General features: G+C 55.8%; 15 protein-coding genes. 10 read left to right on the top strand and 5 right to left on the bottom strand.

What is annotated here, in order from left to right:
• Positions 1-65: 65 nt before the first annotated feature.
• Positions 66-1,283 (bottom strand): lytic transglycosylase domain-containing protein, encoded by a 1,218-nt coding sequence (locus tag RUDLU_RS0117420; protein ID WP_019989690.1) that lies wholly within the window; start codon positions 1,281-1,283, stop codon positions 66-68.
• 221 nt (positions 1,284-1,504) lie between these two features.
• Positions 1,505-2,095, bottom strand: coding sequence for a DUF6134 family protein (locus tag RUDLU_RS0117415; RefSeq protein WP_027303165.1), 591 nt, complete (start codon positions 2,093-2,095; stop codon positions 1,505-1,507).
• Between the two features lie 129 nt (positions 2,096-2,224).
• Between RUDLU_RS0117415 and RUDLU_RS0117410 the strand changes: the two genes are divergently transcribed.
• The 3 genes from RUDLU_RS0117410 (at position 2,225) to RUDLU_RS27650 (ending at position 4,993) form a co-directional block, all read left to right on the top strand.
• Positions 2,225-3,679, top strand: a complete 1,455-nt coding sequence (locus tag RUDLU_RS0117410) for an APC family permease (RefSeq protein WP_019989688.1) — start codon at positions 2,225-2,227, stop codon at positions 3,677-3,679.
• 699 nt (positions 3,680-4,378) lie between these two features.
• Positions 4,379-4,627: a type II toxin-antitoxin system Phd/YefM family antitoxin gene (locus tag RUDLU_RS0117405; protein ID WP_019989687.1), complete on the top strand. Its 249-nt coding sequence runs from the start codon at positions 4,379-4,381 to the stop codon at positions 4,625-4,627.
• A 63-nt stretch (positions 4,628-4,690) separates the two neighbouring features.
• The gene (locus tag RUDLU_RS27650) at positions 4,691-4,993 is read left to right on the top strand and encodes a type II toxin-antitoxin system RelE family toxin (protein WP_019989686.1); all 303 of its coding nucleotides are present in this window, start codon (positions 4,691-4,693) and stop codon (positions 4,991-4,993) included.
• 439 nt (positions 4,994-5,432) lie between these two features.
• Here the strand turns inward: RUDLU_RS27650 and RUDLU_RS0117395 are convergent, their stop codons facing one another.
• On the bottom strand, positions 5,433-6,953 hold the full coding sequence (locus RUDLU_RS0117395; protein ID WP_019989685.1) for a bifunctional metallophosphatase/5'-nucleotidase: 1,521 nt from the start codon (positions 6,951-6,953) through the stop codon (positions 5,433-5,435).
• A gap of 224 nt (positions 6,954-7,177) precedes the next feature.
• Here RUDLU_RS0117395 and RUDLU_RS0117390 point away from each other — a divergent pair, with 224 nt between their 5' ends.
• The 4 genes from RUDLU_RS0117390 (at position 7,178) to RUDLU_RS0117375 (ending at position 12,288) form a co-directional block, all read left to right on the top strand.
• Entirely contained in the window at positions 7,178-8,533 is a 1,356-nt protein-coding gene (locus RUDLU_RS0117390) for a vanadium-dependent haloperoxidase (protein WP_019989684.1), read from the top strand.
• A 131-nt stretch (positions 8,534-8,664) separates the two neighbouring features.
• A complete protein-coding gene (locus RUDLU_RS0117385; protein WP_019989683.1) occupies positions 8,665-9,393 on the top strand; it encodes a hypothetical protein in 729 nt (242 codons plus the stop codon).
• 72 nt (positions 9,394-9,465) lie between these two features.
• Complete coding sequence (locus RUDLU_RS0117380) at positions 9,466-10,191, top strand: hypothetical protein (protein WP_044129530.1); 726 nt, start codon at positions 9,466-9,468, stop codon at positions 10,189-10,191.
• A gap of 60 nt (positions 10,192-10,251) precedes the next feature.
• Positions 10,252-12,288 carry a kojibiose hydrolase gene (locus tag RUDLU_RS0117375; protein ID WP_019989681.1) on the top strand — a complete coding sequence of 679 codons (2,037 nt, stop codon included), beginning with the start codon at positions 10,252-10,254 and terminating at the stop codon, positions 12,286-12,288.
• 37 nt (positions 12,289-12,325) lie between these two features.
• Here RUDLU_RS0117375 and RUDLU_RS0117370 read toward each other — a convergent pair whose 3' ends face one another.
• Entirely contained in the window at positions 12,326-13,711 is a 1,386-nt protein-coding gene (locus RUDLU_RS0117370; RefSeq protein WP_019989680.1) for a DUF4403 family protein, read from the bottom strand.
• Between the two features lie 73 nt (positions 13,712-13,784).
• A complete protein-coding gene (locus RUDLU_RS0117365; RefSeq protein ID WP_019989679.1) occupies positions 13,785-14,960 on the bottom strand; it encodes an alpha/beta hydrolase family protein in 1,176 nt (391 codons plus the stop codon).
• Positions 14,961-15,309: 349 nt separating this feature from the next.
• Here RUDLU_RS0117365 and RUDLU_RS0117360 point away from each other — a divergent pair, with 349 nt between their 5' ends.
• Genes RUDLU_RS0117360 through RUDLU_RS0117350 form a run of 3 tightly spaced genes read left to right on the top strand, consistent with a single transcriptional unit; the run spans position 15,310 to position 18,290 of the window.
• On the top strand, positions 15,310-16,212 hold the full coding sequence (locus tag RUDLU_RS0117360) for an HAEPLYID family protein (RefSeq protein ID WP_019989678.1): 903 nt from the start codon (positions 15,310-15,312) through the stop codon (positions 16,210-16,212).
• A 21-nt stretch (positions 16,213-16,233) separates the two neighbouring features.
• Complete coding sequence (locus tag RUDLU_RS0117355; protein ID WP_019989677.1) at positions 16,234-16,923, top strand: response regulator transcription factor; 690 nt, start codon at positions 16,234-16,236, stop codon at positions 16,921-16,923.
• The gene (locus RUDLU_RS0117350; protein WP_019989676.1) at positions 16,920-18,290 is read left to right on the top strand and encodes a HAMP domain-containing sensor histidine kinase; all 1,371 of its coding nucleotides are present in this window, start codon (positions 16,920-16,922) and stop codon (positions 18,288-18,290) included. Before RUDLU_RS0117355 ends, RUDLU_RS0117350 begins: the two co-directional genes overlap by 4 nt.
• The last annotated feature ends 147 nt before the right edge of the window (positions 18,291-18,437 follow it).

Below are 18,437 nucleotides of genomic sequence, written 5' to 3'. Positions count from 1 at the left end.
AAGGAGAAGGGAGGAAGGGAACGCAAGCGCGGTTCTCCCTTCTCCCTTCTCCTTTCCTCCCTTGTTTATATCTTCTCCCATTCGAGCCGCCAGCCGCTGGCGAGCTCGGAAACAGGGGGCAAGGTTACGCCGGGCTGCTTTGGTTTCTCAACAGCCACCAGTCTCAGGTTGATAGACGCCTGCGTTTCGGCTACCACAAGCCGGTCGGTGTGCAGAAACACCCGGCCCGTAGTTGGCTCTATCATGTCGACGTAGGCATAGAGCATATCGCCCACGGATACCTTCTGTCCGTTTACTTCGCTTGGGCGTACCACTTCAAATAGAACCATTTTACCCTCCGTCAGCGATTCCTCGCCCAATCGACGGGTAAACAGGCGCGGCCCGGCCTGGGCTAGCCCGACCTCGGTGCCGTTAGAAGCTCCTACTTCAATCACCGGCGCACCGGCCACGGCCTCCTCATCAATGTCGATATCGGTAATGAGCGTCACTTCTTCAACCGGCTTCGGAGCCACCGAGGCCGTCAGGTTTTCGACCACAAAGGCTTCGGGCGTGGTGTACGAAGCCAGAATAGCCTCACGTTCCTGCGTCGTTACCTCGTCCGTCCCGGTCTTACTCAACTGAGCCAGAATATGCTCACTGAAATACTGACGATACTGCAACGGTCGGGTAAGCAACTCTTTGATGGCCATTGCCTGATACACGTACGCCTGCGTTTCGGCCGCGCGGTACGGCATCGCCATCGGGTGCTGATCGGGGTAACGTTTCCGAAGCTGTTGAATGTAGTTGGGCCCGGCATTGTAGGCCGCAGCCACCAGCATCCAGGAGCCCAGCTGCGCGTGCAACTGCTTTATGTACCGGCAGGCTGCGTGGGTAGCTTTCAGCAGATCGTACCGCTCGTCGCGACCTTTGCCTACCCGAAGCCCCAGTATCCGCCCGGTTTCGGGCATGATTTGCCAGAAACCCGCAGCTCCCCGGCGCGACACCGCCCGGTTGACGGCCGCACTCTCAAGCAGGGGCAGAAACTTAAAGTCGGCCGGAATACCGTAGCTGGCAATGATTGGGTCGATAACCGGAAATACCACCGAAGCCCGGCGCTTGAGGGTGGTCAGGTGAGTAGGCTGAGCGGCTTGCCGGTTCAGAATCCGAAACCAGCGTTGCTTCACAGCGGGCAGATGATCGGGCAATGATTCGCCACAAAACGCGACGTCGGCCGTCATTTGGGCCAGCAGAGGAAAGGCGAGAAATAAGGTGAAGGTTACGGTTGCGAGTACGTTTTTAATCATCAGAAAACGGTTTAACCGCTGGGCCTATCCTCCCGGACCTGACCCATTCGGCGAAATGGCACATTTGACATGACCACCTGTGCTGCTCAAACAAGCCTTGCACAGGGACTCCAAAACGGCCGCTTTCCCCTCTCTTTTCGGTTTATTCGTTCCCCTCACCTGCTGCCCTGTTTACCCCTCACCCCATCGTGTACTGAGGGGGTCAGAGCGGAACGGGCAGACTACTCCAACAGCCGTATTACAAAATTTTTAATGGCGTTCTTCTTAATAATCCGCGTCAGGCGTCCCCCTTCGTAAATGTACTCATCTTCCCGGTCATCGAACTGCGCCCGGTAGGTACCTTTGGGGGTTTTGCTCATCAAAAAATAGTCGCCAAAATACTCCGCGAACACCCGATTACGCCCAACCGGTTCGCTAAAGTACAGATTAGCAACCGAATAATCAATGGGTGCGGTCTGGCGAGCCTGCCGTTCGTACTTGTACTGATTCGCTTTGATGTCGTAATGATCGCCGTTCCAGACGGTGCTGGAGGCAAAATCGCCCCGGTTCGTTTTGGCTTCTACCACCGCCGACAGGAGCTTATTTCCCTGGTACTGGCACACCGTTTTGTAATAGATTTTAACCTTGTACACCAGCAGATTTACGAGCACATCGCTGATAATGGTGTATTGCGTGGTGGCTCCCTGAGTCTGGCGGGTAGCGGTCATGGTGCCTACGCGGGCTCCCGCAATTTCGATGGCGTACCGATGGGTTTCGGGCTGGGCGCTGGCCAGATTGGCCAACAGCATAAGGGAGACAAAAAGAAGACGCATGTGGGTAAAATTAGTGAAAAAGGGGGCACCAGGGCTCTCGGCTATCAACTCGCCCCGGCGGGCTGGTGTTGCGTACCGAGTTTTTCCCTTTCTTGCAGGATAAAGCCCCTCCTTTGTTAACAAATCTACATGGCACAACCCCTACTTGCAGACGAAAAAACTGAGTTTAAGCGTTCACTCGGCCTCACCGATTCCACGCTGATTGTATCCGGCTCCATGATTGGGTCCGGTATTTTTATTGTTTCGGCCGATATGGCCCGCAACCTCGGGTCGTCGGGCTGGTTACTTATGCTCTGGGTCATGACGGGCGTGCTGACCGTTTCGGCCGCTCTCAGCTATGGCGAACTGGCCGGTATGATGCCTAAAGCCGGTGGGCAGTACGTGTACATTGGGCGAGCCTATGGCAAGCTACTTGGCTTTGTGTACGGCTGGACGGTGTTTACCGTGATTCAGACCGGCACCATTGCCGCCGTGGCCGTGGCGTTCACGAAGTTTACAGCAGTGTTTATTCCGGCCCTCAACCCCGAACTGGCGTTTTTCACAATGGGAAAAATCAAGATCTCGCTGGGGTCGTTGTACGCCATCGGGAGCCTTGTTTTCCTGACCTGGCTCAACAACCAGGGTGTGCAAAGCGGCAAAGTGATTCAGAACATATTTACTTCGGCCAAGCTGGTGGCCCTGTTTGGGGTTATTCTGCTGGGTATTGGCGTAGGCCTGAGCGACGGCACCCTGTCGGCCAATTTCCAGAATGCCTGGGCCGCCAGCAGCACCAGTCCCGATGGGTCGGTGGTGCCGCTGGCAGGCATGGCCCTCTTGCTGGCGTTTGGGGTGTCGATGATTGGCTCCCTGTTTTCGGCCGATGCCTGGAACAACGTGACTTTTATTGCCGGTGAAATCAAAAACCCGCGCCGGAATATCCCACTCGCCCTGTTTTTCGGCACGCTGATCGTGACGGTCATTTACGCCCTCGCCAACGTGGCGTACCTGTCGATGCTGCCGCTAAAAGGATCGCCCGAGGCCGCTGATGTACTGGGCCGGGGGATTCAGTTTGCCGAGTATGACCGGGTAGCTACGGCGGCCGTATCGACCATCTTCGGCGATGTGGCCGTTGCCATTATGGCCGTGCTGATCATGATCTCGACGTTTGGGTGCAATAATGGGCTTATTCTGGCGGGGGCTCGGTTGTACTATGCCATGGCCAAAGATGGTCTGTTTATCAAGCAGGCGGCCACGCTCAACAAGAACTCGGTACCTTCAACGGCGCTGTGGTTGCAGTGCCTGTGGGCTTCACTGCTCTGCCTTTCGGGCACCTACGGCGACCTGCTCGACTATTGTACGTTTACCTCGCTCCTGTTTTACATTGTCACAATTGGCGGGCTGTTTATCCTTCGCCGGAAAGAACCCGAAGCCGAGCGGCCCTACCGGGCGTTTGGATACCCGCTGGTTCCGGCGCTGTACATCATTGCCGGTACGGCCATCTGCGTGATTCTGCTAATGGAAAAGACCTTCAACACGGGCATGGGCTTACTGATTGCCGGGCTGGGTGTGCCGGTTTTTTACTTCACCCAACGCCGAAAAAACTGACCACTTACTCGAAAAACAGCAACGAACGTTGCATAGCATTTTAATTCCTTTTTTATTTGTGGCACGTTCTTTGAAAAGAGAACGTGTACAATAGTACAAGTTACGGTGGGTAAAAAAGAGCTGGCGGATTGACCAGCTTATTTTTTTGCCCATACCTCAGGGATTTTAGGTAAAACGTAGGCTCTTCGCCCGTTTTAGGACTATATATGCAAAAAGCCGCCTGTTGCAGGGCGGCTTTTTTTATAGTTACAGTGAGTAAAGAATTCTACGGATTGTGGCAGAGACTGTGTACAAATATACACGCCTGTTCCCCAATAATCCCAGCATTACCCTATTGAATTAATATACATTTAACAAAACTTGCGGCCTGAAGGCCTTTTCGGCTTCAGTTTTAACGGAGTTTAATGGAAGGGGGTTGCGGGGTGCTAGTTTTATTGCCTTTTGAAGCAATTATCGGGATATCCCCCCTAGCTAAACCGGAAGCCGACCGATCGTCCCTCAATATAATTCGGCCTTCGAGAATACGCCAAGCCGCCAGAGCCAACGAAATAAAAAAGCCCCGCCATGTTGGTGGGGCTTTTTATAGGCAAATAAATTACATTCTGTACAGTTTGTAATTTATAGACAAAGTGATACTTTTGTACTATATCATAGTGTTCTAATAGTTCCCTAAAGAGCAGCCGTCAGGCTGGGTAAACCATGACAACATTTTCAGCGCAGGAAGCGCGCCAACACTTTTCAGAAGTAATTAACAAGGCAGGATTTGCAAAGGAGCCCGTGATTATTACCCGTTCGGGTAAAAACGTGGTGGCGGTCATCTCGTATGATGACTACGAATTTTTCCGCCAACTGGAGGATAAATTCGATGGCGAACTGGCGATGGAGCGAATTAATCAAAAGAATAAACGCTACTCGCTGGAAGAGGTTGAGGCCCAGCTGGGCCTATAAACCACCGAGTCGATAGTTATCTAACCCAGCCATTGACTCATTTATTAATGTTTGTCTCTAACAATGGATTCCGGTATTGAACCAAAACACTACACCGTACAATTTGATGAAACGGCTCTGAGCGACCTGAAATCCCTACCCAAACAGGCGCAAGCGCAAATTTTGAAAGCAGCAAAGAAACTAGTACAACTGGCAAGACCAAGCGGCTCCAGACAGTTGAAGGGATACGAGAAGCTGTACCGACTACGTACCGGGGATTACCGGATTATTTACGCGATTGAGAATGATATTCTTACGGTTCTAATCGTTGCCATTGGAGATAGAAAGCAGGTCTACGAAGACCTCTCACGGCGCATTAACAGATAAAACATGAGTCATCCCGAATTTTAGGGTAGTCTAGGCCTCGACCCAACCCAATGCCCCGTTAGGGGCCTAATGTTGGTAGAAAAGTCGTCTCCCACGAGAACCCGAGCCCCGAAGGGGCGTAACTTGATTCGAGTTACGCCCCTTCGGGGCTCGGGTATTTGGATCATTTTCCCCGTTAGCTACCGACATTAGGCCCCTAACGGGGCATTCTGGGGAACTTGGGGCTGAACCATCAAGATGTTGAAAATTCGGGGTGACTCATGTTTAGCTTCTATGCAGCGAGGAGTACGTTTCGTCTCTCAACTGGAACTCGCCATGCGACAGCGCATCGCCTTCGTTTATGTTGGGGTTGTTTGGTATCTGACAAGACCCCGCGGATGGGGAGCCTTGCAGTGACTCCCTTTTCACCGCCCACGTGGGGAAACTCCTCCATCCCCTCTTACTGCCTCAAATAGTTGATAAGCACTTTGCGGATGTCGGTTCGGGGATCGGTGGGATCGGGTTTGACAACGGCCTTTACACCAGCGTTGGCAGGGGTCAGGTAACTCAGCCCAAACTCCTTACCGGTCATCAGAAAATCGCTGATAGCTACCTCGTAATCGCGGTCAGTTTGGAGAGGTTTGTCGTTAATCAGCCAGGTATTTGTCTGTTCATCATAGCGGGCACCCGCCATTTGCAGAAACCCGCCCCGCCCTTTGTTGAGCCGCCCCGTATGGAGTAGATTATTCAATAGTCGGCCGGTCATGGCAACGCGCTGAATACCTCCGCCAAACGGCAACATCCTCACAATATCGTACTGGGTAATGTTGCCCCGCACCACATCGTCGATTCGGATAGAGCCCCCGTTGAACAGGGCCACGTCGGCGGTTGGGTAAGCCGCCCGCATAGCCTGCGCAATGGCATCGGTCATGGCCGTCGCCTGCCGACGAACGGCGGCTTCGCGGCCATCCCACGGCTCTTTGGCCACCGTGACCACCTGCGTAGGATCGAAGCCGAGCGCCTTAAAACTTTGGTCGGCAATCTGCTGCCAACGGTTTACGACCACCTGTGTCAGGCTATCGTCGGGCGTAGAAGGGTCAATGGCTTTCAGTTCCGACTCCACCCGCAGTTGCTTGTTGGCATCGAACCGGAGCCGGTGAATGTAAGCCGTTTTGGCGTTGGCGTCGGCTTTGGCAATGACCACGTTACCCACCCGTTCGAGCATATGGTCGTGGTCGTGCCCACCCATGATCAGCGCAAGCCCCGGCAAGGCCTCCGCCAGCCGCCGGTCGTCGACCATATCGATATGCGTCAGGGCCACCACCGCATCGCATTGCGGTTTCAGCCGCTCGTATTCGGCGCGGGCGGCCTCAATGGGGTCGGTAATCTGCACATACGGCTTATTAACGGGAATGGTTACGGCCATAACCCCAATTTTGCCACCGGGCGTCTGCAGAATTACCGAGGCCGGAAACGGGCGGGCCTGCCCTCCCAACTGCTTGGCGAAGGGCACAAAATCACCTCCCTGTTTCTGGCGAGCATTAGCCACAACCCAGTCGAAGGCTGACTCGTTGATTCGCTCTTGTAAGTTGGTGGGCTGCTCGTCGTCGAGGTCGAACTCATGATTCCCAAAGGTGACGTACTGCACCCCGGCCGCGTTCATGACATCGACCATTTGCCGCCCCCGGATGGTTTTACCCTCGCTTTTGAGCGTGCCGATCACCGACGGGCTCACAAAATCGCCGGCATGAAAAAAATAGGTGTTCGGGTTGTCTTTTTTGAGCCCCCGAAACACCGTAGCGACGCGGGCCATCCCGCCCACTTTCCCGTTGTCGAGGGGCGTAATCTCGTACACATCGTTGATATGCAGAAACGTAACGGATTGGCCCGAAGCCGACGGAGTCGACTGCGAAACTGGCTGGGTTGTGCGGCAACCCGCCATAGACAACCCTACAAGACAAGTATACAAAAACCGCTTCATAGGCGAAAAAGTCGTTTGGTGGTGGAGCGAAAGTAGGTAATCCCTGATTAAAGTCATCTGAAAGAGCCACTGACACCGCCGAAAAATCACATTCGATCCGTTAATTTTGTAAGTCAGTGGCTCATGAGTGCTCTGTATCCGTGAACCGGTTTACAGGTATCTGCCTTAGACGTACGCGCATGTTGTATGCACTTCTGAGCCGCCTATGCAAACCACTGGAACTTATGCAAAAAACGTTTCTGTATAGCTGGATACTCGCCCTGTTTCTGCTTGGCCTGGCAGGTTGCCAGAAAACCGGCAACCCCTCCGAATACAACGCCAAAGCGGCCGATCCTACCCGCTACGATGCGGCTATCAACAAGCTCACGCAGGTGGTGGTGCACGATATTTTCTCGCCCCCGGTTGCCAGCCGGATTTACGGCTACGCCAACCTGGCCGGGTATGAGGCTTTGGTGCCTTTTGACCCCAATTACGAGTCGTTGGGGGGTAAAATGAAGCGCTTTTCGACGGGGCCTCAGCCCGAAGCCAGTGCCGAATACTGTTTTCCGCTGGCATCGGCCAAGGCATTTATGACGGTGGCCCGTGCCCTGACGTTCTCGACCAACTTCTACGACGAATTTGAGCCCGCCTTTTTTGAGCAGTACAAGAAGGACGGCGTTCCCGACGACGTATACGACCGGTCGGTGGCCTACGGAGAAGCCGTTGCGAAGCATATTCTCGACTATGCCGCCAAAGACATGTACAAGCAGACGCGGGGTTTCAAGCACACCGTAACGAACGAAGAAGGTACGTGGGTACCCACACCCCCGGCCTACATGGACGCGGCCGAGCCCCAGTGGAACAAAATCCGATGCTGGGTGATGGACACCTGCAACCAGTTTCAGCCACCGAAGCCCTTTGCCTATAGCCTGAGCAAAGGCAGCCCCTACGAAAAAGAAGTGATGGAGGTGTACAACATTGGCAAGAACCTCACCAAAGAACAGCGCGATATTGCGTATTTCTGGGACGACAACGCGTTTGTGATGAACGTGGCCGGGCACGTGTCGTATGCGTCGAAGAAAATGACGCCCGGTGGCCACTGGATGCACATTACCCAGACCGTAGCCCGCCAGAAAAAGCTGAACCTAATGCAGACTGTAGAGGCTTACACCCTCACCTCGTTTGCCGTTGCCGACGGCTTTATTGCCTGCTGGGACGAGAAATACCGCAGCAAAACGGTGCGCCCCGAAACGGTGATCAACAAGTCGATGGACCCCAAATGGACGCCTTTCCTGCAAACGCCCCCCTTCCCCGAATACCCGAGCGGACACAGCACCATTACGGCCGCAGCCGCTACCGTGCTAACGGGGCTCATGGGTGACAATGTTGCCTTTACCGACTCCACCGAGTTTAAATACGGGCATGGCGTGCGGAAGTTCACCTCGTTTAAGCATGCTGCACAGGAGGCATCGGTAAGCCGGTTATATGGCGGCATTCACTACCGGTCGGCGCTGGACAATGGCGCGGCTATGGGCGAGAAAGTAGGCCAATGGGTACTGCAAAAAGCCCGCACCCGCAAGGGCGCCGTGGCGCAGAAGTAAAAATGGAATTAAATCATCACAGACCGGGCGGGCTAACCGGCCCGGTCTGATTTTTTGATAGTACCTTTCGCCCAGCCTCACCTCGCAACAGGGTGAGGCTTTTCGTTTCTAAACAAAGCTGCGTTTATTCCATGCAACGTCTCTCGCTGTTCGGCTCGCTTCTGTGTCTGTTGTTTCTGGGCATTGTGCCGGGTACCCTACGCGCTCAGCAAAGCCTTTTCAACGTACCCTCGTCTGATATTACTACTCCGCACAAGCTGTTTGTTCAGCAGCAGATCAATTTTAGCGGCATTGTGCAGGCCAATACTACACTCGATTATGGGCTTCCGAAAAACTGGGAAGTAGGGCTGAACCTCCTGGGGGCCGACTACTCGAAGGCCGATCACCGGTTCATTCGGAACGATCAGTTTGACGGCCATTCGCTTGCTCCGCTTCTGTTGCTCAATGCTCAGAAGGGAATCAACGTCAATGAGCACTGGAAAATGGGGTTGGGCACGCAGCAAGGCCTCAACCTCACGCCCAACCTGAAGTCGCACTACGCACAGTTTAGTTACGCCAACGTAGCCTACACTTCGGCCCACGAGCGGGTGCGTCTTAACGGGGGGCTGTACGCCGGTAACGCCAACTACCTGGGCGAAGGCAAACGGGAAGGGATCATGTTCGGGGCCGATATTGCACTGGTCCATCACAAAGCCCACCTTATGGGCGACTGGATTCTGGGGAATCATGACCTGGGGGTAGCCGTACTGGGTGCCGTTTACTACCCGAATCCTCACTTCCCGATTTCGCTCGGCTGGCAAATTCCGAACGCCCCTAAGGGCTCCAAGGCACTGGTTGTGGAGCTTACGTGGGTTCCCTGATCCTGAAATTGCGGGCGAGATAACCCTTTGCTGCCCACATCAGTTGAGTAGTGCGTACAACTACTCAATGTCATGAAACGATTTATGGGGGGCTTAGTGGCTCTACTCGGGCTATTGATTCGCCCGGCCCACGCCCAGGAAACCTTCTTCAACGTATCGGAATCCGAAATTACAGCGAAGAAAAAAGTGATGATCCAGCAACAGATCGATTACACCGATCTGTTGCATTCGGGTACTACGTTTGACTACGGGCTGGGGCGTAACTGGGAAATCGGCATCAATTTATACCACCTCAACTTCCAGCCCGACATAGGCCGGTTTGTACGCAACGACACCAGCAGCCAGCAACCCTACGCCCCTCTGCTCCTGCTGAACGCCCAAAAGATTTTTGACCTGACCGACAATCTGCGCATCGGTATTGGCGGGCAGGGCGGAGTCAACCTGACACCCGCACAGGGGCGGTCGGCGCTGGTGGGCTACGGGTACGCCAACCTGGCGGGCAGCTTCAGCAACGAACAGTACAAATGGGCGGCCGGGGCCTACACCAGCCACCCACGGTTTACGGGAGAAGGGGCCAAAGTGGGTTTTCAGGCCGGATTCGACGCCGGCATTTTCTACGAAAAACTACACCTGATTGGCGACTGGATTTCGGGGCAGCACGAGATGGGGCAGCTCATTCTGGGTCTGGAGGTGTTTCCCCGAAAAAGTCTGCCGCTGGCTATCGGCTGGCAACGAAACAACCAGAACGGAGCGCAGGGGATTGTGATCCAGCTAAGCTATATTCCGCAGGCCCATTAGCCCCCGATGTCGTAAAACCGGTGTATTTTTGATGCCTATTTTACAACGGCGTCAACAAGGATGAAAAACCTACTGCTTTTGCTGGCCCTTAGCTGCGGTGTAGCAACGGGGCTACAGGCCCAGACAACCCCTACCGACTGGCAGATTGCCGGGCAGAATATTAACCCGGCTAATTACTACGGCATTACGGTGGCCAACGGCATGATTGGCCTGGTGTCGTCGCCCGAGCCGATGAAGGTCAAAGACGTGGTACTCAACGGCGCTTTCGATACCTACGGGCGCGGGCGGGTCTCGAACATCCTGAAGGTGTTCAACTTTGCCAACATGAACCTCGATGTGGACGGCACCCGGATTGGCCCACGCGACATCGCCAACTACCGCCAAACCCTCGACATGCAGAAGGCGGCCCTCACCACTACGTTCGATTACAAGGACAAGGTGAGTGTGCGGCAAACGATGATGGCCCTGCGCCACCTGCCCTTTTCGGCCCTGACGATGGTAGAAATTACCGCCCGGAAAGACTGCGAGATCAGCCCGATGTCGGTGATTGAGTCGCCGGAGAACCTCAAAGACGTCAAGAATTTCTATTCCGAAATCGACCGGCCCCACGTCACCATCCGGCTGTTGACGTCGGTCGCCAAAAGCCCCACCGGACGGCATACGGTAGCCGCATCGACCAGCTTTCTGTTCAACGAACCACACGGGCAGGAACCCGACGTCATTCACGAGGACTGGGACTACAACATGCACCTGGCCAAGTTCAAAAAACGCCTGAAAGCAGGCGAAACCTACCGTTTTGGGGTAGTTGGCTCGGTGACCTCAACGGCCCACACCGCCGACGCCCACAATGAAGCCGAGCGACTCACCATTTTTGCCGCCCTCGAACGCAGTGAGCGGCTTCTGGCCCGGCACCATGCCGAGTGGGAAAAACTCTGGCAATCGGATATTGTGATCGAAGGTGACCCCGACGCGCAACGCGCCGTGCGGTCGGGCTTGTACCATCTGTACTCGTTTGCCCGCGAGGGAACGGCCTACAGCCTCTCGCCCATGGGGCTGTCGGGGCTGGGGTACAACGGGCACGTGTTCTGGGACACCGAACTCTGGATGTACCCTGCTCTGCTGATGCTGAAACCGCAGATGGCCAAATCGCTGCTCGAATACCGGTTTGAGCGGATGGCGATGGCCCGTCAGAATGCCTTTAGTCACGGTTACGCGGGCGTGATGTTTCCGTGGGAATCCGACGCCGACGGGCAGGAAGCTACTCCCGTGTGGGCCTTGACGGGGCCGTTTCAACACCACATTACAGGCTGCGTAGGCTGGTCGTTCTGGAAATACTACCAGGTCACAAAAGACAAAGAGTGGCTCCGCACCCGTGGCTATCCGATGCTGAAAGAAGTGGCCGATTTCTGGGTGAGCCGGGTTGAAAAAGGAACCGACGGGCAGCTGCACATCAACAATGTAATTGGGGCCAACGAGTGGCAGGAAAACATCGACGACAATGCCTTCACCAACGGCATGGCTAAAACCGTGCTTGGCTTTGCTACACAGGCCGCGCAGGAGCTGGGGATGGCCCCTAACCCCCGTTGGAATGCCGTAGCCGCCCAGATTCCGATTCTGAAGTTTCCGGATGGAGTCACGAAAGAAAACCGGACGTACGATGGCGTACCCATCAAACAGGCCGATGTAAACCTGCTGGCTTACCCTCTCACAATTGTCAACGACCCGGCTCAGGTTCGGAAAGACCTGGCCTATTATGCGCCCCGCTACGCACCCGATGGCCCGGCCATGGGCTGGTCGGTGCTGTCGACGTTGTACACCCGCATGGGCGACCCCGAAAAAGGCTACGAGTGGTTTGTGAAAAGCTACAAACCCAACGAAGTACCGCCGTTTGGCGTGCTGGCCGAAACGGCAGGCGGCACCAACCCGTATTTCGCGACGGGCGCGGGCGGTATGCTACAGGCGGTGCTGAGCGGCTTCGGTGGCCTCGACCTCACCGATAACGGGATTGTGCAACTGAAAACGAAGCTGCCCAAGGCCTGGAAGTCACTCACCATTAAAGGCTTCGGAGCCGATGGCAAGACCGTGACCATCCGGTAAACAATGCGGAGTCGTAAGGGGCTGTTTCGAACATCTCTCATAACTCCCGCACTTGCAGGGCTACTCGCGACTGCACCCGGATGAGCGCCTGAATTTCGTCGGGGCGGATGGCGACCTGCTCCGGGCGGAACCGAAATTCGCCGATGGCCAGATCCGTTTTTTTGGCGGCTTTACCCCGATTAAACGCCTGACTTATTTTGGCCGGAAACTGCGCAATTTCGTCGCCCAGCGAGATAGTCAGCATCTGCGACAACAACTTTACCATGCCTTTGTGAATCACCGACCCGATCAGCTTCGGCATCACGTCGGTGGTGCCGGTATCGAAGTCCAGATTCTGAATCATGAGCGTGTTAGTGAGCGTATCGAACATAGGCCGCCCGCGCAGGTACACCGTCCCGTTGAGCAGGCCACTCACATCGGTTTTGACAACCAGCGACCGTTGCCCGCCGTAGACCGTTACTTTCTTTATCCGCAACGTACCGAGCGCCAGCTTTTTGGCGTCTTCGCTCAGGGCTTTGTCGAGCACCCGGTTAATGTCAGCGTACGGAATGGCGCTCATGAGCCGCAAATCCGATACGGCCGGCAGCGTGTCGCGTTTCTGCAACGCGGGCAGCATCGTGGGGGTGTACGTCGGTTTCTGAAAGCTCAGTTTGGTTTGGGTTTCGAACGTAATGCGCAGGTGCGACACAATCTCGGTCCGACTACCCGTAATCGGGCTGGCCTCTACAGCCACTGGTTTGGGCAACAGCCACAAGCCATAATTTCGATCGATCAGCAGCGGTTTCTGGATATTTTTCCAGATCGGGGCCACAAATTTATCGAGCCGTAACTCCTTATAAATCGCCGTATCGACCGCCGACTCAATAGCAGGCTTGTACCGTTCGAGCATATCTTCGGCCAGGCTCGCAAGCGAGATTTCCTGCCCCAGCACCCGAATTTCAGGCTTTATTACCCATTCGTAATCGGTGAATTTGATCTGGCTCGCCAGCCGCCAGTTGGGTGTCACGGTAAGGGGGCTTTGAAACCGGACATCGAGCGAGCAAAACGGCCGCTCGGGCGGGGTTTTATCATTGCTGAACGGTTTAACAATCCAGAGTTGCAGGGGTGTCGAGAGCCGCAATTGCCCATTGGCGTACTGGATCTTCACCCGCCCCGACCGAGCCACCCGAAACGGAAAAAGGCCGCCTTTTTTGCCACCGGGGTCGCGTTTGCCCACCAGCACGGGGTCGAGTTCGCTATTGATTTTGTCTTCCAGCTCGTTCAGTTCAAAACCGAGAGGCCCCGCCACATACGATTTGGCGGGCATCAGCGCATTGTCAAAGCCTTCGGGCCTGGGGGGCTGCGGGTTGATGCTCTGGCAACCGGCGAGGCATCCCAAAGTCAGCAACCCCAGGCTGTAGCGAGTGAGGAGTAAGCGTTTCATACGTGAGTGAATGGAGTACTATATACCCTAAACTCGCCCGCTGGCAGATGGTTGCACCGGCTTGTCGAACGGCCTACCGATCGAGCAGGCTCATCACGGCTTCGTTGCCCACTACGGCATGGGCCGGGCGCGGGTGTTCGGCCGTAAATACGCGCAGAGCCTCCCGGTCGAGCATCGAGTTCGGCGCTTCGTCGAACTGCCCATTTTTGAGCACCCGGTCGAGGTTCAGGTTCAGGTGTTTGGCCAAAAACCGGTACGCAGCCGCCCGTTTGCTGGGGCCATAGTCGTGCCCCTCGTCGGGCAGGTGCACATTGGCTACGTTGTTTTCAGCCCCGTAAAGCCGGTACACGCCTTGCATATACGGAAACTCCACGGTGGGCGTGTTGTGCGTCCAGTCTTTCCCGTCCGACACCAGCAGCATAGGCCGGGGAGCCGCTAGGGCCGCAATCTCGGCGTTGGTGGTTTCGTGGGTCGGGCGTTTATGAATGGGCATCCCACTCTCGCAGGCGCATCCCCCGAAAAAATGAGCCGACACCATCACCACCGGCACCGATACCGTAACGCGGGGGTCAAGGGCAGTGAGCAGAAACGTCTGGGTACCGCCCCCCGACTCGCCCGTGACAGCCACCCGCTTGCGGTCGGTATTGGGTAGGCTCAGCAGGAAATCGAGCGCCCGGATACTGTTCAGCGTCTGGAGCTTGAGCGTTTTGGGTAGCTTGTGTTCACACTGTTTGGCGTCGCCGTAACCAGCCATGTCATAGGCAAACACCACCGCCCCCATCCGCGCCAGCGTAGCACACCGCTGCTGGGCGGTTTCGAGGGTCCGGCCTTCGAGCGAGGCCGAGTGTCCGTGCGGACAAAGCACCACCGGATGTTTGCCCTTCAGGTCAGTCGGCAGGTACAGGTTGCCCGTTACAAAATAGCCGGGTATGCTCTCAAACGCTACGTTCTCCACGGTGTAGCCCCCCATTTGCCGCTTGCCGTGCCGGATGGGTTTGAGCGGGGCAAATTGGGGTTTCTGGGGGAGCTCCATCCCGTCGCGGATACCCTGCCGGATGAGTTCGGCACGTTTTTCCCAGGCCGCACGCGAGGTGTAGGTTCGGGAGGTATCGGCCAATCGGCGGGCGGCTTCGGGTTCGGCAAAGTAGGCTCCCTGCCGCAGGTCGGGCCGGGCGGGATTGGGCTGGGCCAGTGCAACCGAGATGATGCCCAGACAAAACAGCAGGGCCGGAGTAAGCGAGCGGAGCATTGTTTAAAGAGTGAAAGAGTGAATGAGCGAAAGAGTGAACAGGGCGTGTAGCCTGAATGCATCATGAGTGAATCAGGGTATTGGAATGGGGTGAAACGCACATCCCCCCCCACTCTTTCACTCTTTCACTCTTTCACTCTTTCGCTCTTTCTTTCAAAGCCCCTCTCTGCCGCCATCTACCGAATCGGGCCAACGAGGGGATTTATAATTTTTTTCTAATCAAATCGCGGGCCTCTGGCCGGGTGGGTGGCTGTACCTTTGCTATCAAAATAGAGGAGTTTTTAGCCTAACCAAAAGGCTTTTACGTCTATTTTTCAACCAATTATAGACTATCCATCAAACTCAACGAATGATTCGTAGTACCCTAAACTGGCTGCTGTTTGTAGCCATCGCAGCAAGCGGGTGGCTCAGTGTACCCGCCTACGGGCAGAGCCCCGCCGACACCGTACGCCTGTCGGATGCGCAACTCGACAGCCTGTTTATCGACGAAGTTCAGGACCGCCGGACACCCGACAAGGTACTCCACGCCGAACCTCTCTACATTGACCTGATTCGGGATCTGGGCGCGCGCAAGGGCGAACGCGAATGGAACGTGGGCCTTAGCCTCACTGACAACCTGCGCTACGACACCTACCAGGCGCTCGTCGAATACGAGTGGGCCCCCGCCAACCGGCTGGGGATGGAGGTAGAGCTGCCCTTTTCGTTCCATCAGGTTACCAACCGAGAGCCGGGACCATCGGCACCCAGCAGCGGTCTCGATGGCCTGAAAACAGCCGTGCAGTGGTCGTTTTACGTGTCGGAGCGCCACAAGACTACGCTCGCGCTGGGCTACATCAATGAACTCAAACTAACTACCTACGGGCAGTGGGCCACCGGTCCGTGGCTCAAAGGCAACCAGTTTAACCCGTTTCTGGTGGCGGCCCGCCGGTGGGGCAACCGGTTTCATACCCTCATTTACACGGGGCCGCGCTTTACCCGCTATTTTGCCCAAAACGAGTGGAAACGCCAACTCGACATCAACACCAATCTGCACTACATGATACCCGGCACCCGCAACTTTGTGGGCCTCGAACTGAACAAAGAAATTCAGGCATCGGGTTTTACAATGGTGGCCCGCCCTCAGCTGCGGGTCGGCATTACCGATCAATTGCTGGTGGGTATTGTTACCGGGATTCCGTTCAACCGCGATCAGCAGCGGCTCAGCTCGTTTCTGCGGCTTATTTACGAACCGGGCCACCGGCACCGGGGCTAATGGGCCTACGCCATCCATCCCATGAAAAATATTCTGATTGTTGAAGACGAACAGCGGCTGGCCCGCAACATCAGCCAAACCCTGATGGACGAAGGCTACCGGACCGCCATTGCCTACGACGGCGACTCGGGCTTGCAGCGTAGCCTCGAAGAGCCGTTCGATCTGGTTATTCTGGACATCAACCTGCCCGGCATAAACGGCTACGAGGTGTGCCGCCAGTTGCGGGCGGCCAATGAGCAGTTGCTCGTTATTATGCTGACGGCGCTCGGTGAGGTGGAAGACAAGTTGCAGGGCTTTGAGCGCGGGGCCGACGACTACATGGTGAAGCCCTTCGACCTGCGCGAGCTGACCGCCCGGGTGGCTACCTGCCTCCGCCGAACTGCCCCCCGGCCTGAGGTACATGAGCCCGAAGAAATACTACAACTGGCCGACCTTACCCTGAACCGCAAAACCCGGCAGGTGTTGCGCGGAAACCACACGGTTGTGCTCACCGCCAAGGAGTTTTCGCTGCTCGAATACATGCTCCAAAACCCCGACCGGGTGCTGTCGAAACAGGAACTAACCGAACGCGTTTGGCAACTTCGGTTCGACCCCGGCACCAACGTCGTGGAGGTGTACATCAATTACTTACGAAAGAAAATTGATAAGGATTACACGCCCAAACTGATCCACACACGGTCGGGGCAGGGCTATGTTCTGGCCATCGAATGACCATCAGGAATCAGATTTCCGGGCAGTTTTCGTTTATCGTAGCCTCCATTCTGACCGTTTTTTCCCTGACGGTCTATATCATTTCGGCCGATTTTCGGGAGGAGGAGTTTTACGACCGGCTCAAGCAGCAGGCCCGCACCACGGCCCGGCTCCTGATTGAGGTGCAGGAGGTGGATATTCCGCTGCTCAAGATCATTGACCAGAACAAAGTGTCGGCGCTGGTTAATGAGCAGGTGCTGGTGTTCGACCAAACCGATCAGTTAGTGTACAGCAGCATCGACGACACCCTCACGCACTACCAACCCGAATGGCTGGCCCAGATCCGGGAAGAGGGCGAATGGGAGAGCCATACGGGCGATGCCGAACTGATTGGGCTGGTGATCCGGCAGGGCGACAAAGCATACACCGTGATGGCCTCGGCCTACGATCAGTTTGGGCGGAGCAAGCTGCGCTACCTCGCCTTTACCCTGTTTTGGGGGTGGCTGGCGGGCATCGGCGTAACGGTGATGCTCGGGTTTTTCTTCGCGGGTCGGTCGTTACGCCCCATTGCCCGGATCAACCAGCAGATTCAGACCATCACGGCTCAGGATTTACGCCAACGGCTGGACGAAGGCCGCCGGCAGGACGAGATCGATCAGTTGGCCGTTAATTTCAATCAGGTGCTGGCCCGGCTCGAACTGGCCTTTGAGCAGCAGCGCAGCTTTGTGTCGCACGCCAGCCACGAGTTACGAACACCACTGGCCACGCTCAAATCAGACGTACAACTGGCCCTCCGCCGAACCCGATCGGCCGACGAACTACGGGGTGTTTTGCAAACGATGCTGCCCGACATCGACCGGCTCAGTGCCCTGACCAACAGCCTCCTGATGCTCGCCCGAACCCTCGAAAACGGCTCGTCGATGCTTATTTCCACCGTTCGAATAGACGAAGTAGTGTTTGCCGCTCAGGAAGAGCTGCTACAGGCGTACCCCGCCTATCAGGTTGATGTTCAATACGTTCGACTACCCGAAGCCGAAGCCGACACCGAAGTACTGGGCAACGAGTCGTTGCTGAAACGGGTGCTTTACAACCTGCTCGACAATGCCTGCAAGTATTCGGCAAACCACCGGGCCGAGGTGCAGATCAGCTATGACCAACGCAGTGTGCAACTGGCCGTTCGCGACGAGGGTATTGGGGTTCCGCCCGAAGAGGAGGAGCGAATTTTCGACCTGTTTTACCGCACCGACCAATCCCGCAACTATGAGGGGTTTGGTATTGGGCTGTCTATCTGCCGACGCATCATCGAGCTACATCAGGGGCGGCTCACGCTACAGAGTACGCCCGGTGTAGGCAGCACGTTTACGGTACAACTACCCCGGCAGTTATGACCGGCCCGGCCGCTAACCCGCACATTCTAAGTTTTTTCTAATGGCCAACAGCAAAATAGTGCCATTCAAAGCACCCATCTTTGGTTTGTATTTGTCCATCATGCGAATACAGGTCAGCGCTCCTTCAGGTTGGAGCATTCCGATAGC

It is taken from the genome of Rudanella lutea DSM 19387, from assembly GCF_000383955.1.
GTDB lineage: Bacteria > Bacteroidota > Bacteroidia > Cytophagales > Spirosomataceae > Rudanella > Rudanella lutea.
The sequence above is the reverse complement of the archived record's forward strand: the minus strand, read 5'-3'. Positions and strand labels throughout refer to the sequence as shown.

Excerpts from the sequence above, each read along its gene's own strand:
- RUDLU_RS0117420 (WP_019989690.1), bottom strand. The coding sequence starts at position 1,283 with ATGATTAAAAACGTACTCGCAACCGTAACCTTCACCTTATTTCTCGCC.
- RUDLU_RS0117415 (WP_027303165.1), bottom strand. The coding sequence starts at position 2,095 with ATGCGTCTTCTTTTTGTCTCCCTTATGCTGTTGGCCAATCTGGCCAGC.
- RUDLU_RS0117410 (WP_019989688.1), top strand. The coding sequence starts at position 2,225 with ATGGCACAACCCCTACTTGCAGACGAAAAAACTGAGTTTAAGCGTTCA.
- RUDLU_RS0117405 (WP_019989687.1), top strand. The coding sequence starts at position 4,379 with ATGACAACATTTTCAGCGCAGGAAGCGCGCCAACACTTTTCAGAAGTA.
- RUDLU_RS27650 (WP_019989686.1), top strand. The coding sequence starts at position 4,691 with ATGGATTCCGGTATTGAACCAAAACACTACACCGTACAATTTGATGAA.
- RUDLU_RS0117395 (WP_019989685.1), bottom strand. The coding sequence starts at position 6,953 with ATGAAGCGGTTTTTGTATACTTGTCTTGTAGGGTTGTCTATGGCGGGT.
- RUDLU_RS0117390 (WP_019989684.1), top strand. The coding sequence starts at position 7,178 with ATGCAAAAAACGTTTCTGTATAGCTGGATACTCGCCCTGTTTCTGCTT.
- RUDLU_RS0117385 (WP_019989683.1), top strand. The coding sequence starts at position 8,665 with ATGCAACGTCTCTCGCTGTTCGGCTCGCTTCTGTGTCTGTTGTTTCTG.
- RUDLU_RS0117380 (WP_044129530.1), top strand. The coding sequence starts at position 9,466 with ATGAAACGATTTATGGGGGGCTTAGTGGCTCTACTCGGGCTATTGATT.
- RUDLU_RS0117375 (WP_019989681.1), top strand. The coding sequence starts at position 10,252 with ATGAAAAACCTACTGCTTTTGCTGGCCCTTAGCTGCGGTGTAGCAACG.
- RUDLU_RS0117370 (WP_019989680.1), bottom strand. The coding sequence starts at position 13,711 with ATGAAACGCTTACTCCTCACTCGCTACAGCCTGGGGTTGCTGACTTTG.
- RUDLU_RS0117365 (WP_019989679.1), bottom strand. The coding sequence starts at position 14,960 with ATGCTCCGCTCGCTTACTCCGGCCCTGCTGTTTTGTCTGGGCATCATC.
- RUDLU_RS0117360 (WP_019989678.1), top strand. The coding sequence starts at position 15,310 with ATGATTCGTAGTACCCTAAACTGGCTGCTGTTTGTAGCCATCGCAGCA.
- RUDLU_RS0117355 (WP_019989677.1), top strand. The coding sequence starts at position 16,234 with ATGAAAAATATTCTGATTGTTGAAGACGAACAGCGGCTGGCCCGCAAC.
- RUDLU_RS0117350 (WP_019989676.1), top strand. The coding sequence starts at position 16,920 with ATGACCATCAGGAATCAGATTTCCGGGCAGTTTTCGTTTATCGTAGCC.